Source organism: Muriicola soli, assembly GCF_004139715.1.
In the GTDB taxonomy this organism is placed as follows: Bacteria; Bacteroidota; Bacteroidia; order Flavobacteriales; family Flavobacteriaceae; genus Muriicola; species Muriicola soli.
This window is the reverse complement of the sequence record NZ_CP035544.1, coordinates 306,229-321,062: the sequence shown is the minus strand read 5'-3', so window position 1 is coordinate 321,062 and position 14,834 is coordinate 306,229. Positions and strand designations below refer to the sequence as shown.

Sequence of the window (14,834 nt, the reverse complement as noted above, 5' to 3'; positions counted from 1 at the left end):
ACTTTAATGGTAAAAATTTGATATGACCGTGTATTTTTGCTTTTTTTGCACCAAAATTCAGGTATATGGCATCTTTTTCAGAATATCAGGAATATATTGACCAGGGAGTAGATTGGGTGGTGGAAATTCTTCCAAACCTTATTACGGCCGCTATTATACTCGTAGTAGGATGGTGGATTGTTAAATTTATCAACCGACTGGTTCACAAATTTTTCCAGAAAAAAGATTACGATCTGGCTCTGGAATCATTTCTGCAAAGTTTTATCAGCATTGCGCTAAAACTACTCTTGTTTGTTCTGGTCATCACTCAGCTAGGTGTTAAATCCTCCTCTCTGGTGGCATTAGTAGGTGCAGCCGGACTTGCAGTGGGTCTTGCTTTGCAGGGATCGCTGGCTAATTTCGCAGGCGGTGTTCTTATCCTGATTTTCAAACCCTTTAAAGTAGGGGATTTTATTTCTGCTCAGGGAGTAGACGGCACGGTTAAAGAAATCACCATTTTTACAACCAAACTCAACACCTTTGGCAATCAAGTTGCGATATTACCCAATGGGCAGCTCTCCAATAACAACATTATAAATTTTAATGCTGAAGACACCCGAAGGGACAAGATAGACATTGGCATCGGCTACTCTTCCAACATTAAGAAAGCCAAGGATATTTTGCTGGAGATATGCGCAGATCAGGCCGGGATACTGAAAGATCCTGCTCCTGCTGTTTACGTAGGTGAACTCGCAGACAGTTCAGTTAATCTTACCCTTAGATTCTGGGCAAAAAATGAAGACTTCTGGGAGGCTCATTTCAAAGTAATTGAAGAGACTAAATTGAGATTTGATAAGGCCGGAATAGAAATACCTTTCCCTCAGCTGGATGTACATCAGAAAGGTTAGGAAATCTCTACCTGCAACATCTTATGATTTAGTCTGTAGGATAAAATCTTTCAGATAATAAGGTTCAAAGTAGGCTACATCCTCAAAGGATTCACTTTTGAACTTTTCATACACTTCTTTACAAATCGATACGGAAGAAGGAATCACCGTATCGTCGAAGTGCAAATTTGGATGCTTTAATACTTCTTTACATTTAATTGCTCCGCTTCCAATAAGGTAAACAGGTCCTTTTTCAGCGTATTCAGAAAAAGCGTCGGGCGTAATAATCTGGGCTCTGGCAGGTTCTAACTCCTTATGTGATGCGTCAAAAACGGCCACATACACTTCCATACGCCGGGCATCCAGCATCGGAAGGATCACGCCTTTTTTTATGTTCTTTTGAAGGGCCATTCCCTTAAGTGTTCGAGTTGAAATAAGAGGAATGCCCAAAGCATAGCAAAGCCCTTTGGCTGCAGAAACTCCGATCCTTAGTCCCGTATAAGATCCGGGGCCCTTGCTCACCGAAATTGCATCTAATTGCTGCAGTGTTTTTCCCGCTTCTTCCACTACATCCTTAATAAAAAGATGGAGCTGTTCAGAATGAGAAAACGACGGACTATTGTGTTCTTTAGATGCCAAAAGCTCCCCTTCCCACGAGAGGGAAACGGAGCAATTGGTTGATGCTGTTTCTAACTGTAATATCAAGGCCATAGGGCCACAAAGATAGTTTAGTTCAGGACAATAGGAAGGCCGTAGAAAAATTCCAAAACCTTAATCCTGAAAATATAATTGTATTTATTTCTGACCACTTCAGCTGCGGCATTGTCCACTCTGGCCTGAGCCTGACTAAAGTCGAACGCATTCATCAACCCAACTTCAAAACGGTCTTTCGAATAGTCATAGGCCAACCTTCTTGCGTCCAGCGTTTTTTGAGAAGCCTCATAGGCTTTTGCCGAGTTTTGCACATCTACATATGCCTGATTGATGGTTGTTTCGAGATCGAGTTTCGTTTGCTCCAATTGCAATTTAGCCTGTTCAACCCCGATTTGAGAACGTCTGATATTATTCCTTGTACTCCATCCATTAAAGATTGGAATATTAAGTTGGGCCCCATAAGAGATACCGTCATTTATCCATAATTGGTCTACAAAGGCGATCTTCTCTCCAGTAAAGGGATCTCTTGTCTGATCTGAATATCTGGTGTTGTAATTGAAAAAGGCGCCAATAGTTGGATATACAGCTCCCTTTGCAATTTGCAGATCTTTCTCGGCAAGAGCCACTCCGGATTCGGAAAATTTAATATCGTTACGAAAAGATAAAGCCTTGTCAAAAATTACCTTGGGTGAGTATTTTAAAATATCCGAAGGGGGTACATTGAACTCCTCATCGGCTATGTCAAAATTTTCGTAATCTGTGATCTGTAATAGTTGCGCCAGGGCGATTCTCGACAGCAAGACCAAATTCTGGTTGTTGATGATCGTCTGTTCCTGAGTTGCTGCAGTAGCCTCAACTTCGAGGAGGTCTCCCCTGGGAACCACACCTGATTCTACCAATTCCCTTGTCCTTTTGAGATCCTCAACGGTAAAGGCATACTGAGCCTCCGCCACTTTCAGAGATTCCTTATTGGACAGAATGTTGAGATAACTGTTAGCCACGTTGAGCCTGATATCATCTACAAGGTCGTCTAATCGATACTGATTAGCGATTTCATTTAATTTAGCCCTGTTAAGTCGGTGTATATTCCTTAACCCGTCAAAGAGGGTAAGTCCCGAGGTAACATTGGCATTCGCTGAGAAAATGGTTGCGGAAACAAAACTGTTCGTTAGAGGATCCAGGATAAGACCCGTATTTCCGGAGGTGCTGGTTTGCGCATTTAGGTTGGGTAACATATTTCCTATCGCATCCGATTTGTCTATTCTGGCATTTTCCAGGTCCAGTTCAAACTGCTCAATAGTTAGATTATTATCAACCGCAAAGGTGACGCATTCCTCTAATGTCCATTTCCTCATCTGCGCTGTGAGTGTCCCAACGGTTAACAGGAATAAAATGATGGATATTCTAAATCTCATGATCTCGTTTTTTGATTGCTTATTTACTTGGTTATAGATTTGAGCTATTAGGATGTGGCTTCTTCCTCTTCTTCTTCACCCTTTTTGATTGGTTCCGTTTTATTCCAGATCTTAACCTTATCTTCTTCTGTAAGACCGGAAATGATCTCTACATTGACCCCGTCAGAGATACCTATCTCAATATCTCTTCGCTCAAATTGCTGTTCCCCTGTGGCAATCTCAACATAGGGCTTGTCGTCTTCTTTGTCAAATTGCAGCAGCGCTTCAGGTATAACCATAATACTGTCTTTCTTTTCAAGGACCAATGAGGCATTAGCACTGTATCCCGCCCTGATAAAGATGGAATCATTTATAGCCACATCTCCTTCAATCTTAAACTGAACTGCACCGGCTTCTTCCACACCCTTTGGTGCGATAAATTTCAAACGGGCTTCCAGTTTTTGGTTTTCGATTGCTCCGAGACTGATTTCCAATGGCATTCCTACCTTTAATTTCCCAACTTCACCTTCATCTACCTGCCCTTCGAAAATCATTCTTGTAAGGTCTGCTATTGTGGCAATAGTTGTTCCATCATTAAAATTATTACTCTGAATTACCTGGTCTCCTTCTTCAACGGGAATCTCGAGAATGGTCCCATTTACAGTAGCTCTGATATTGGTATTAGCACTGGAAGAACCTCCTGCAGAACCCATTCGGATGATCTGGTAATCTGCTTTGGAGTTTTCCAACTCCAGGACAGCCTGATCGTAACGCAATTTCAGGTTGTTAAAATCCTGACTGGAGATCACCCCTCTGTCAAACAATTGTTTATTTCTATCGTACTCAATCTTGATGTTGTTCAAGGCTGCTTCCGCGTTTTTAACTCTACCCTGTGAAGAATTCAAGGCTTGTTCGTTGGGCACAACTTTGATGACTGCGATAAGGTCTCCGGCCTTAACATCATCCCCTTCTTCCATATAAATTTTATCAATGATCCCGGAAATCTGTGGTTTGATCTCAACTTCATCCTGCGGAATCACCTTCCCTGTAGCCACGGTTTTCTTTTCAATATTGGCTATAAAAGGGGTTTTCGTATCGTATTCGATCGCTCCTTTGCTGTTCGACTTGATAAAGAAAGCCGCGGCCCATAAAGCCCCTAAGACAAGAACTGCGATCAGCCCGTATTTTACATATTTGTTCATCTTCTTTGTATGTTATTAAAGTTGTTAGTTATTATTCTTCTCTTAATGCATCAATAGGTTTGATACTTACCGCTCTTTGTGCAGGGATCAGCCCAATCAGGGTTCCCAAAATAACCATAACCAGCAACGCTCCTATAACCAGTGGAATAGGGACTGTGGGGTTAGTATAGGGAAAGTCTGAATCCTGTGTCAGGTTGTTAATTAGATTGAGCACCCCGGCACCCATAATGATTCCGATTACACCTGCAATTACAGTTAAGAAAACAGATTCTAGAATGATCAGAGACCGTACTTCCCGGGGAGTGGCCCCAAGTGCCCTTCTAATTCCGAGTTCCTTGGTTCTTTCCTTAACGGAGATCAAAAGTATATTTCCAATTCCAATTACTCCGGCGAGAATGGTGGCCAGTCCTACAATTAGTGAGACAAAGGTGAGTCCATTGGCGAAGCCCATAATTTTTCCGAATATCTCTCCCAGGTTGAAGGCCCCGAAGGCGCGTTCATCATCCGGGTGCACACTATGAATACTCTTCAGTACAGACTTTATATCCTTTTCCACCTGCACCACATCGGCATCATCATACGCGGCAATGGTGAAATATTGAGCGTTGTCTCCTGTGTTATATAACTTTTTAAATGTACTAAAGGGGATGAATATGTCACCATCCGTAGCAAAAGGAGTATTCTGGGTTAATTTAGCAACTCCGACCACCTGAAAATAAATACCATCCAATCGAACATAAGACCCAATAGGATCTTCATCCTTTTCAAATAGTTCCTGTTCAGTTCGCTCTCCGATTACACAAACTTTTCTAGCCTGAATTATATCTTCATCATTGATAAACCGTCCGTTGTCATAGATCCTTTGGGTTGCCATTTTAGCTATGACAGGGAAGTAACCATAAACAGGGTAGCTGTTAGATTTCAAACCCCTGACACCCAGGGCAGACTGCCCGCCAAAAACACCTTTGGTATTTACCGGTGCTATATATTCAATTTCAGGAACTCTGTTTTGCAGGGTAATAGCATCCTGCACTTTTAAATTCAACCTTCTTCCCGTTTTATATCCGGCGTAGGGCATACTCGTAGACTGAGACCAGGTAAAAATGCTATTCTTTGCTACCGTCTCAAAATTCCTTTCAAAGCCATTGTCTAATCCTTTAGAAGCTCCTGCGAGGACGATGTAAATAAAAATTCCCCACAAAACACCGATCACTGTAATGATGGTCCTCGTTTTGTTCTTTCCGATAGAACCGAAGATCTCCTGCCAGGTATTTTTATCAAATAAAAATTGCATACTATTCGTCGTTTAGAGCTACAATAGGTTTAATTCTCGCCGCTCGTTTTGCCGGAACATATCCTGCAAGGGAACCAAAAACGATAAGCAATAAGGTGGCAAAAATGGCCAAACCTGTTCCAATACCCGGATTGAGGATAAAATAGTCGTCCATCAGCTTATCACCCAGCGTACTCAGCAGGGCTATTCCGAGGAACATCCCCAAGAATCCCGAAATTGTAGTAATAAAAATTGATTCGAGCAATATGACAGAGATCACAGATCTGGGTGTTGCACCTATCGCTTTGCGAATACCAATTTCTTTAGTCCGCTCCTTTACTACATAGACCATGATGTTGCTGATCCCAATAATTCCCGCGATGATGGTTCCAAAGGCCACAAGGGCTGCAATAATGGCCAGAACTCCTGCAAAATCCTGATTCTGCTTGAGTTGATCCGCCACATTACGAACAAAAAAGCCATTCTCATCTTCCGGGTTGATGAATTTTTTCTGCTTCAGATACTTTTCCAAACTGCGCTGGAAGGCCATCGCTCCGGTATATCCTAATTCTTCTTTAAACCCGATGACAATCTGCCCGATTTCATCAGTATTCTTCTCGATGAGCTGTCTTGTAGTGTAGGGCATGTAGAGTTGACGTTCTTCGTTGTCTCCCCCATCATCCTGGAAAACACCAACAACCCTGAACATACTTCCTCCAACATCTATGAATTCACCAATGGAATTACTCTTACCAAATAGATCCTGTTCCACCAATCTTCCAATGGCAACATTTTTGGTTCTATTTTTAACATCTTCCTGGTTAATATAGCGACCCTTCATCATGATGGTCTTCTCGGCAAATTGCTGCCCCCAGTCAACACCAATGGTAGTGTAGTTATTTGATTCTTCTTTGTACTTTACCAGGGCGCTCCTGAAAATCCTCGGTGAGATATATTCAAGGAACATAGGGAAGTCCTTTTTGATATCCGCGAGATCGCTGTTGTCAAGTTCTATGCGCCGAAGTGATTTGTACCCCTTGTACGGCATGGAAGTCCGACCCGGGAAAATGTACATCACATTGGTAGCGTCTTGTGAGAAAAAATATTCAAAAGTATTCTGTAAGCCGTTGGTCAATCCAACCAGACATACAAAAATTAAGATCCCCAGCGATACCGTAAATCCGGAGAGAATGGTCCGGAGTTTGTTTTTCCGGATAGTGAGAAATATTTCCTGCCAGGTATCCCTGCTAAACATTGGCTAGGGCTTTTACTTGTTTTACTTTTTCGTCTTTGACGATCACTCCATCCTTCAGATGAACGATGCGCTTACACATCCGGGCGATATCGGGTTCGTGAGTGACCACGAGAATGGTGTTCCCCTGGTCATTGATCTTCTGGATCAAATCCATGACCTCATAAGAGGTTTTACTATCCAATGCTCCTGTAAGCTCATCTGCCAATAAAACCTTGGGTTCTGCAACCATGGCTCTTGCAACAGCCACACGTTGTTTTTGCCCCCCTGAGAGTTCGCTGGGTAAATGATGTGACCACTCTTTTAGGCCTACCTGTTCTAAGTACTTTAATGCCTTTTCCTGTCTTTGCTTTCGGGGCATTTTCTGGTAGTAAAGCGGAAGGGCGACATTTTCTAATGCGGTCTTGTAATTAATGAGGTTAAATGACTGAAAAATAAATCCTAAAAATTTATTCCTGTAGTTTGCCGCCTTGGTCTCATTGAGATTTTTAATTGGAATGCCATCCAGCAGATATTCACCTTCATCGGCTTCGTCTAACATCCCTAGAATATTCAGTAGCGTAGACTTCCCCGAGCCTGAAGAACCCATAATGGCCACTAATTCCCCATCTTCAACGGAAAAGTTTATTCCTTTGAGAACATGGAGGGAATTGCTTCCCATTTTATACGATTTGTGAAGATTCTTAATTTCAATCATGGTTGGTGAATTTTCTTTATTGGATTCCAATCCTGTGATAGGACTAGCAAGATTTGAATTTGTTACAAAAATTGTTGAAAAATTATGTTAAAAAATCATCCCCCGAAGGAATCAGTCTGAAGCGCATTCCAAACCTTGATCTTGTCTTCTTCTGAAAGTCCTGACAGAACTTCAACATAAATGCCGTCACTAACTCCCAACTGGATGTCTTTGCGGGTAAACTGCTGGTCTCCGGTAGCTACTTCCACGAAGGGTGTTTTTGTCTCAGAATCAAATTGCACCAAAGCCTCCTTGATTGACAATACGCTGTCTGCTCTGGCTAAAATAATAGATGCATTGGCGCTCAGCCCTGCCCGGATAAATACAGTATCGCCTTTGTTTAGAGTTCCCTTGATCTCAAACTGAATGGCACCGTTCTCTGCTTTTCCTTTTGGGGCGATATAATCAAGAACAGCGTCAAATACCTTGTTCTCTATAGCCCCTACCGTAATTTCAAGAGGGAGATTCTCCTTAATTTTACCAACCTCAGATTCGTCAACCTTCCCTTCAAATATCATCTTGTTGACGTCAGCAATAGCCGCTATGGTTGTCCCTTCATTAAATGTATTACTTTCTATGACCTGGTTTCCAACTTCCACGGGAACTTCCAGTACCATTCCGCTTACGGTTGCTCGTATAAGAGTATTGGCCGAACTACTCAGACCTTTCGTAGTCCCGGTTTGCACAATGTCGTACCGTTTGTTAGCTGCAGAATACGCCTGTTTGGCCTGATCGTATGTCACCTGGGCCCTTTCCAGATCTACTTTTGAAACCACTCCTTTGGAGTAGAGTTCGCTTTGACGGTCAAAATTTCGCCTCTGATCCTCCAGGTTGATTCGTGCATCTTCTATGGCGTTCTTAGAATCATTAAGTGCGTTGAGGTTGGGTACTACTTTAATCCTGGCTATAAGATCTCCCGATTTCACGTAATCACCACCTTCCACGTAGATTTCTTCTATCACACCTGAGATATTTGGCTTTATCAGAACCTCTTCCAAAGGCAAAATGCTCCCTGTAGCTACAGTCTTCTTAATAATGGTACGCTTTTCCGCCTGTTCTGTTTCATAGATCACAGGGTCTTCTGCATTTTTTTGATACAGATACACCATGGCCACCCCAAAAGTGATCACGATAAGTAAGAGGATAATAACGGTTACTGATTTTTTCATTTCTAATTGTGTTTGATCGATTTATTTTATTCGGTTCTCAGGGCATCAATCGGACGTACTTTTATTGCGCTTTGTGCAGGAATAAAGCCAGCCAGCAGACCTGAAATAATAAGAATGACAAGGGCGGCTGAGACGACCCCGAGATTGACACTTGGATTCATAAACATGTCTACAGGTCCGTTCGCTTCCAACAAAGCATTTACCCCGTATATGAACAAGGCACCAATGACAATGCCTGCCATGCCTGAGATAATCGTAAGAAAGATAGATTCGAGCAGGATCTGTTTCCTGATCGACCAGGGATCTTCTCCCAGGGCACGCCTAATTCCAATCTCTTTAGTGCGTTCCTTAACAACGATAAGCATGATGTTGCTCACGCCAATGATCCCGGATAAGAGGACCAGGATTCCTACAAAATATCCAATAAAACTCATGGCCCCGAACAGGCTTTCCACCCGGTTAAACTCTTCGTAAAGATCAAAAAATCCAACGGCCCTTGTATCTTCCGGATGGACCTTGTGAGCAGTTTTCATTTCATTTACAATACCTTCTTTTAATCCGGTGATGGGGTAGTCATCTTTTGCCGTGATCGCCATCCAACCCACATTGTTCCCCTGATTAAAGGCCTGGGAAAATGCAGTAAAGGGCACATAAATTTCTTTCTGACCTTCCTCCCCGTCTCCGTTGCTGGATCTTTTCTTGTAGGTCCCCACCACCATAAAATTTACCCCCTGGATTTTGATGTATGTACCTATTACATCTTCTCCCGGATCGTACAATTCATTGCGGACACCCAAGCCTATAACGGCCACTTTCCGATTATTGTTGATGTCGTTGTGATTGATAAATCGGCCTGCAGTGATGGCCATGGGCTCCTGCTGAATAATCTCGGGATAATCACCGTAAACGTTATAAGCTCCCGTTTTGATTCCCCGGACAACATTATTGCTTCCACGGAAACCACCGAGCTGGTTTCTTGGAGAAATAAATCTCAATTGAGGGAATTTTTCTCTCAGGGTTTCTACATCTTCTGTTTTAAATCTGAAATTCCGTCCAATGGGCAGACCCATATGCGCTTTTGTTGTACTGCGAGTCCACATAAACATCGTATTGGTGGCGATATCCCCAAAATCGGCGCGGATACCATTCTCAAGTCCCTTCCCGGCAGAAAGCAGTATGATCAGGATCAAAATACCCCAAAATACCCCAAAGGCCGTAAGCACCGTACGAAACCAATTCGTGGTGAGTACTTCCAATATCTCTTTCCAACGATCTCTGTTGAACATAGTGTTACTTCTTAATACTTATTCGTCCCGCAATGCGTCAATGGTATGAATATGTGCAGCCCGCCAGGCAGGAAAAAACCCTGCAATTGTCCCGGCGACAATCAAAACAAAAACCGTAGCCAGGGCTACATTAAAATTCACGGATGGATTTAAAACGTAATCTACTTCGATGTAAGGGCCAACTATTTCGAGTAGTCCCATACTAAAAATCAGCCCGGCAAAGCCTGAAATTGCGGTGACGAAAATCGCCTCATGCAAGATCATTCCTATGATAGACAAGGGTTTCGCCCCAAGGGCTTTTCGTATTCCGATTTCCCTTGTGCGTTCCTTAACCACAATAAGCATGATATTGCTCACTCCAACCACGCCTGCAATGATGGTGCATATGCCTACAAACCAAAAGAAAAATTTGATGTTGCCAATCAGGCTAAAATATCGCTTCGCCTCTTCCAATGCACTCCACACCTGTATGGCGCTTGTGTCATCAGGAGCCACCGTGTGGACCTGCTGAAGATAAGACTGCAAATTGTCTTTAAATACAACGGCTTGGGCAACAGCTTCATCAAAGTTGTCCACCTTGGGAAGGGTGTAAGAAATATTGTTGATATAGTCTGCCCCGTTGAATACCTTTTGGGCGGTGGTCACCGGAATGTAGATACGTTCTTCTTCTCTCTGTTCCCGCTCATCAAAGACTCCGATGATTTTAAATAGGATTCCTGAAATATTGATGAATTCTCCTATCGGACTTTCAACACTCTTAAAGACGTCCTCTTTGATTTTTTTTCCAATGAGGGCCACCTTAGCCGTGCTTGCAATATCCTGGTAATTCAGGAACCGTCCTTCGTGTAATTTGGCATTATCTATAAACTGGTAATCATATGAAACACCCCTAACGCCATAGACTAAGGCTTCTTTTCCGTAATTGACGTTGACATTTCTGACAAAAATCAAGGGTGATTTATATTCGATCTCTTCGCCAAGGAGGGAATTCGCAGCTTCGTAGTTCTCATTGCGCAATTGAATCCTTCTGCCCGGATTCAATCCTTTGTACTCTTTTGTGGTAACGCCTGGCCAGACCTCAACGATGGTGGTAGCATCCTGTTCAAATTCGTAGCTGATCCCGTTTTGCATACCCTGGCCAAAGCCCAGAAGGATAACCAAAATAAAGATCCCTGACGCCACAGAGACACCGGTTAAAAAAGTACGTAATTTGTTTTTTCTGATGGTATCAAAAATCTCTTGCCATCTCTCAAGATCGAACATTGGGTCAGTGTTATAGCCTTGCAGTGTTATATAGACTTCCCAAGATGAGTATTGTTACAAGAATATACCTTAAATCAATGTTAAATTTATCGTTTCAGGTCTTTACCTTGCGGTAAATAAAGAAAAGAAGAGCACCTACCAGGATGTAAGGAATGGCCATAAGGTAAACAATTCCGTTATTGATCCCTTCGGCAACTGAAGTGTTGCCTTCACTTTCCAGAACAGCTCTGCACATGGCACATTGCGCTTCAGCCAGGAAAGGGAATAATACTGCAAACCCCAATAGGATCATGCGTTTATTGAATATTTTAAAGCGTGATTTTTTGATCATCAACAGTGCTTTAATAAGAGTAATAGGGCGAAATCATCAGATACACAATCACTCCCGTTACGGCAACGTATAACCAGATGGGAAAGGTAATTCTCGCCAGTTTTTTATGTCTCTCAAAATTTTTTAAGTACGCTCGGGCATAGGTATGCAGAACAAGCGGAATAATGGCTATGGAGAGTAAGATATGGGTAATCAGAATAAAATAGTAGACGTATCTCACCCAACCTTCTCCACCAAAGGGTGTTGAATCAGAGGTCATATGATAGGCCACATACATGATCAGGAAGACCAATGATAGCGCTATACAAGTGGTCATCAATCGCTGGTGCAGCTGTCTTTTTTCGTTTTTGATAGCCCAGACAGCAGCTACCAGCAGAACTGCTGTAAGACCATTTATTGACGCATAAATGGGAGGCAGAAAACTAAGGGGTTCCACATCCGGTATCCGCACGCCAAACAGGACTGCTACTACAATTGGGATTACGATAGAAATAACCGTAATTCCCCTATTGACTTGCTTTTCATTTAAGCTTACCGTACTCATCTTATTCTTCCAATAATTTTTTGATGTCTTCTTTTAAAATACTGATTTGCTCCTGCTCCCCTTCAAAATTTTCGCCCAGCGATTCCCTGATAGTACCGCGGTAATATATCAGAGGATTGCCAAAAGCGTCTTTTCTGGAACGCAGGTAACCGTTTTTATCGATCAGGGCAAAAAGCCCTGAATGTTCAAATCCTCCCGGCACGTCCGGAGAGCTGGCAGCAAAAATGTTAAAGCCTTCGTTGGCCAGTTTCATAACTTCCTGGGAGTCGCCCGTAAGCAGGTTCCAGTCCATGTCCGTAATACCGTATTTCTCTGCGTATTCCTTTAAAACCATCGGAGTATCATAGTCGGGGTTAATGGTGAAAGAAGCTATTCCAAAATTTTCAAACTCTCTGAATTCGTTCTGAATCTCCACCAAGTTTTGATTCATAATCGGGCAGATGGTAGGACATGTTGTAAAAAAGAATTCAACCACGTAGACCTTCCCTTTATAATCTTCATTGGTTATTAAAAGGCTATCCTGATTTAGAAAACTAAAGGCCGGAACACGGCGCTTTTTGTCATTCAAGGTAATGTATTCGAGAGGTCGACCCGCTCCTTCAGCGACATTCATTCTTGTATTTTCAACGATACTTCCCGACTTAATTCGGTCAATGATCCTTGGAATAAAGATGATACCGAAGATCAGCACAATCAGAGAAACCCAGATATAAGTGTATTTCTTGTTCATTAATTGCTTCTTTCGGCGTTATTTTTCTTCAGGGCTAAGCGGTATTCCGCCAGGATGATCTTTACATCATCCTCCATCTTATTATTGAGTTCGGCAACAGAATTTGTATTGAAACCGTATTTGGTACCAACGTCCTCATCTTCTTTTCTGCCCCTCAGGTTTCTATCCTTGTCCACTATAAATACATAGGGCGTGCCCATTTCATTATTCAGGCTAATATCCGTTTTGAGGGAGGAAAAAATACGTTCTATTTCTGAGTCGTCGGCATAGATAAAGATCCAATTGGATGCATCGGTAAGCTGATTGAGTTCCTGTTTGATATCTTCAACCACCTCCTCCGTTCCATAGGGCATAACCATTACCAACTGGAAATCGTGAAACTCATAAAAGCGTTTATAGATCTTTTGATTAAGGTTAAATGCGTTGCCTTTCCTGAGGTCGGCGTCTTTTCCCAAAAAGCCCAAAATAGTGATCTTATCCTGCAGGCTTACTTCCGGATCAATATCAGTGAGATCTTGTACCTGTTCGGTAAGTATTGGGAGCCTTCCAAAATTATTTACCCCCGATGCAAAAAAGAGATATGCAACCAGCGGCAGGATAAATAAAACGATAAGGACAAAGGTCTTTTTCATTGTCATCTTAAAACAAGACAAAAATAAAAAAGACGGCTGTTATACCGTCTTTTTTAGTTGTTAATTCCGTGTTAGAAATCCCATTGTATAAAGCCGTCTTTAAAGACGTTATAAATGTAATCAGCTTCGAAAAGCAGGATAAATATCAGGTAACTCACCAGAAAGATAGGGGTCCAGACGATGGCCCTTCTCAAGGAACTTTTTTCGTCGCGAAGGTGCATAAAATCCCAGGCGATATAATAAGCCTTTACCAGGGTTAAAATGATGAATATCCAGTTGAGCAATTTCATCCCTATAAAGGTATTGGCAACGAATATTTCAGGTTTTGTTATACCTAAGGCAACCTCAATGGTTGTAACGATGGATAAGAAAATCAAGACGCCCCATATTTTCTGGGTATTCGACTTGAATTTCAAGGTCCCTCTGAAGATCGCTAATTTATGTTCGTGTGACATATGTTAAGTCGTGTTTTTTCTATTAATCTGACAATTAAACAAGGTAAAAGAAGGTGAAGACAAATACCCAGACCAAGTCAACAAAGTGCCAGTAAAGCCCGACCTTTTCGACCATTTCGTAATGCCCTCTTCTTTCGTATGTGCCCAGGATGATATTAAAGAAGATGATCACGTTAATTACAACTCCTGAAAAAACGTGAAATCCGTGAAACCCGGTAATAAAGAAAAAGAAATCGGCAAAAAGACGGCTACCGTATTCATTCCTGATCAGGTTGGCGCCTTCAACCACTAATTTCGCGTCCTTTATTTTAGCCAGGGATTCTTCCCGTGTTAAGAGGGTTTTTTCTCCTTCCTCATTTATCGTTTCTGTACGGATCAGAATATTTGGGTTTGATAAAAAGCCTTGAGTAACCTCATTGAGTGAGTAGGTAGGCAGGGCAGTCTCTCCTGAATACCAGACCCCTTCACTCTTCTGTTGTGTCACTCGCTCAGATTCTATCGATTGGGCAAAATCTGCGAGAGCAGCTCGCTCCCCCGTATCGGCCTTGACAAACTGAAGGATCCGACCTCCATTGGTCTCAACCGCACCGTAGTCACCTTTGATAAAAGTGGCCCATTCCCAGGCCTGAGACCCAACGAATATTGCTCCTCCGATGATGGTGAGGAACATATAGATGATCACCTTGTTCTTCATCATCCTGTGACCTGCATCCACCGCCAATACCATGGTTACAGAAGACATGATCAGAATAAAGGTCATAAATGCCACGTAGTACATGGGGAAATTCCCGTGAATAAATGGTACGTGAGTAAACACCTCATCGGCGATCGGCCAGGTTTCTATAAACTTAAATCTGGAAAATCCATAGGAGGCCAAAAATCCGGAAAAAGTAAGGGCATCAGAGACAATAAAGAACCACATCATCAATTTACCGTAACTAGCACCTAAAGGCTGGTTACCGCCACCCCATACGCTTTCTTCTTCTGCTCCTGTTGAGATCGTCGAATCCATATACTTGTAATCTAATTAAGATAATATTAGCAAAA

General features: G+C 42.3%; 16 protein-coding genes. 1 reads left to right on the top strand and 15 read right to left on the bottom strand.

Annotated features, from left to right (window positions below):
- The first annotated feature begins 65 nt into the window (after window positions 1-65).
- Window positions 66-887, top strand: coding sequence for a mechanosensitive ion channel family protein (locus tag EQY75_RS01420; protein ID WP_129602207.1), 822 nt, complete (start codon window positions 66-68; stop codon window positions 885-887).
- A gap of 21 nt (window positions 888-908) precedes the next feature.
- On the opposite strand, the gene tsaB is transcribed toward EQY75_RS01420, so the two are convergent.
- From tsaB to EQY75_RS01345, 15 genes are all read right to left on the bottom strand, one after another.
- A complete protein-coding gene (gene tsaB, locus EQY75_RS01415) occupies window positions 909-1,577 on the bottom strand; it encodes a tRNA (adenosine(37)-N6)-threonylcarbamoyltransferase complex dimerization subunit type 1 TsaB (protein ID WP_129602205.1) in 669 nt (222 codons plus the stop codon).
- A 17-nt stretch (window positions 1,578-1,594) separates the two neighbouring features.
- Window positions 1,595-2,935 (bottom strand): TolC family protein, encoded by a 1,341-nt coding sequence (locus EQY75_RS01410; protein WP_129602203.1) that lies wholly within the window; start codon window positions 2,933-2,935, stop codon window positions 1,595-1,597.
- A 47-nt stretch (window positions 2,936-2,982) separates the two neighbouring features.
- On the bottom strand, window positions 2,983-4,116 hold the full coding sequence (locus EQY75_RS01405; RefSeq protein ID WP_129602201.1) for an efflux RND transporter periplasmic adaptor subunit: 1,134 nt from the start codon (window positions 4,114-4,116) through the stop codon (window positions 2,983-2,985).
- Between the two features lie 31 nt (window positions 4,117-4,147).
- Window positions 4,148-5,410 (bottom strand): ABC transporter permease, encoded by a 1,263-nt coding sequence (locus tag EQY75_RS01400; RefSeq protein ID WP_129602199.1) that lies wholly within the window; start codon window positions 5,408-5,410, stop codon window positions 4,148-4,150.
- A gap of 1 nt (window position 5,411) precedes the next feature.
- Window positions 5,412-6,644 carry an ABC transporter permease gene (locus EQY75_RS01395; protein ID WP_129602197.1) on the bottom strand — a complete coding sequence of 411 codons (1,233 nt, stop codon included), beginning with the start codon at window positions 6,642-6,644 and terminating at the stop codon, window positions 5,412-5,414.
- Window positions 6,637-7,338, bottom strand: a complete 702-nt coding sequence (locus EQY75_RS01390) for an ABC transporter ATP-binding protein (protein ID WP_129602195.1) — start codon at window positions 7,336-7,338, stop codon at window positions 6,637-6,639. The genes EQY75_RS01395 and EQY75_RS01390 overlap by 8 nt, the downstream gene beginning before the upstream one ends.
- Before the next feature lie 95 nt (window positions 7,339-7,433).
- Window positions 7,434-8,546, bottom strand: coding sequence for an efflux RND transporter periplasmic adaptor subunit (locus EQY75_RS01385; protein ID WP_129602193.1), 1,113 nt, complete (start codon window positions 8,544-8,546; stop codon window positions 7,434-7,436).
- A gap of 26 nt (window positions 8,547-8,572) precedes the next feature.
- Window positions 8,573-9,832, bottom strand: coding sequence for an ABC transporter permease (locus EQY75_RS01380; protein ID WP_129602191.1), 1,260 nt, complete (start codon window positions 9,830-9,832; stop codon window positions 8,573-8,575).
- Between the two features lie 18 nt (window positions 9,833-9,850).
- Entirely contained in the window at window positions 9,851-11,095 is a 1,245-nt protein-coding gene (locus tag EQY75_RS01375; protein ID WP_129602189.1) for an ABC transporter permease, read from the bottom strand.
- Window positions 11,096-11,189: 94 nt separating this feature from the next.
- On the bottom strand, window positions 11,190-11,426 hold the full coding sequence (locus EQY75_RS01370; RefSeq protein WP_129602187.1) for a hypothetical protein: 237 nt from the start codon (window positions 11,424-11,426) through the stop codon (window positions 11,190-11,192).
- A 10-nt stretch (window positions 11,427-11,436) separates the two neighbouring features.
- On the bottom strand, window positions 11,437-11,970 hold the full coding sequence (locus EQY75_RS01365) for a DUF420 domain-containing protein (protein WP_129602185.1): 534 nt from the start codon (window positions 11,968-11,970) through the stop codon (window positions 11,437-11,439).
- 1 nt (window position 11,971) lies between these two features.
- Window positions 11,972-12,700 carry an SCO family protein gene (locus tag EQY75_RS01360; protein WP_129602183.1) on the bottom strand — a complete coding sequence of 243 codons (729 nt, stop codon included), beginning with the start codon at window positions 12,698-12,700 and terminating at the stop codon, window positions 11,972-11,974.
- A complete protein-coding gene (locus EQY75_RS01355; protein WP_129602181.1) occupies window positions 12,700-13,332 on the bottom strand; it encodes a hypothetical protein in 633 nt (210 codons plus the stop codon). Before EQY75_RS01355 ends, EQY75_RS01360 begins: the two co-directional genes overlap by 1 nt.
- A 71-nt stretch (window positions 13,333-13,403) precedes the next feature.
- A complete protein-coding gene (locus EQY75_RS01350; protein WP_129602179.1) occupies window positions 13,404-13,787 on the bottom strand; it encodes a cytochrome C oxidase subunit IV family protein in 384 nt (127 codons plus the stop codon).
- 34 nt (window positions 13,788-13,821) lie between these two features.
- A complete protein-coding gene (locus tag EQY75_RS01345; RefSeq protein WP_129602177.1) occupies window positions 13,822-14,799 on the bottom strand; it encodes a cytochrome c oxidase subunit 3 in 978 nt (325 codons plus the stop codon).
- Between the last annotated feature and the right edge of the window lie 35 nt (window positions 14,800-14,834).

Excerpts from the sequence above, each read along its gene's own strand:
- EQY75_RS01420 (WP_129602207.1), top strand. The coding sequence starts at position 66 with ATGGCATCTTTTTCAGAATATCAGGAATATATTGACCAGGGAGTAGAT.
- tsaB (WP_129602205.1), bottom strand. The coding sequence starts at position 1,577 with ATGGCCTTGATATTACAGTTAGAAACAGCATCAACCAATTGCTCCGTT.
- EQY75_RS01410 (WP_129602203.1), bottom strand. The coding sequence starts at position 2,935 with ATGAGATTTAGAATATCCATCATTTTATTCCTGTTAACCGTTGGGACA.
- EQY75_RS01405 (WP_129602201.1), bottom strand. The coding sequence starts at position 4,116 with ATGAACAAATATGTAAAATACGGGCTGATCGCAGTTCTTGTCTTAGGG.
- EQY75_RS01400 (WP_129602199.1), bottom strand. The coding sequence starts at position 5,410 with ATGCAATTTTTATTTGATAAAAATACCTGGCAGGAGATCTTCGGTTCT.
- EQY75_RS01395 (WP_129602197.1), bottom strand. The coding sequence starts at position 6,644 with ATGTTTAGCAGGGATACCTGGCAGGAAATATTTCTCACTATCCGGAAA.
- EQY75_RS01390 (WP_129602195.1), bottom strand. The coding sequence starts at position 7,338 with ATGATTGAAATTAAGAATCTTCACAAATCGTATAAAATGGGAAGCAAT.
- EQY75_RS01385 (WP_129602193.1), bottom strand. The coding sequence starts at position 8,546 with ATGAAAAAATCAGTAACCGTTATTATCCTCTTACTTATCGTGATCACT.
- EQY75_RS01380 (WP_129602191.1), bottom strand. The coding sequence starts at position 9,832 with ATGTTCAACAGAGATCGTTGGAAAGAGATATTGGAAGTACTCACCACG.
- EQY75_RS01375 (WP_129602189.1), bottom strand. The coding sequence starts at position 11,095 with ATGTTCGATCTTGAGAGATGGCAAGAGATTTTTGATACCATCAGAAAA.
- EQY75_RS01370 (WP_129602187.1), bottom strand. The coding sequence starts at position 11,426 with ATGATCAAAAAATCACGCTTTAAAATATTCAATAAACGCATGATCCTA.
- EQY75_RS01365 (WP_129602185.1), bottom strand. The coding sequence starts at position 11,970 with ATGAGTACGGTAAGCTTAAATGAAAAGCAAGTCAATAGGGGAATTACG.
- EQY75_RS01360 (WP_129602183.1), bottom strand. The coding sequence starts at position 12,700 with ATGAACAAGAAATACACTTATATCTGGGTTTCTCTGATTGTGCTGATC.
- EQY75_RS01355 (WP_129602181.1), bottom strand. The coding sequence starts at position 13,332 with ATGAAAAAGACCTTTGTCCTTATCGTTTTATTTATCCTGCCGCTGGTT.
- EQY75_RS01350 (WP_129602179.1), bottom strand. The coding sequence starts at position 13,787 with ATGTCACACGAACATAAATTAGCGATCTTCAGAGGGACCTTGAAATTC.
- EQY75_RS01345 (WP_129602177.1), bottom strand. The coding sequence starts at position 14,799 with ATGGATTCGACGATCTCAACAGGAGCAGAAGAAGAAAGCGTATGGGGT.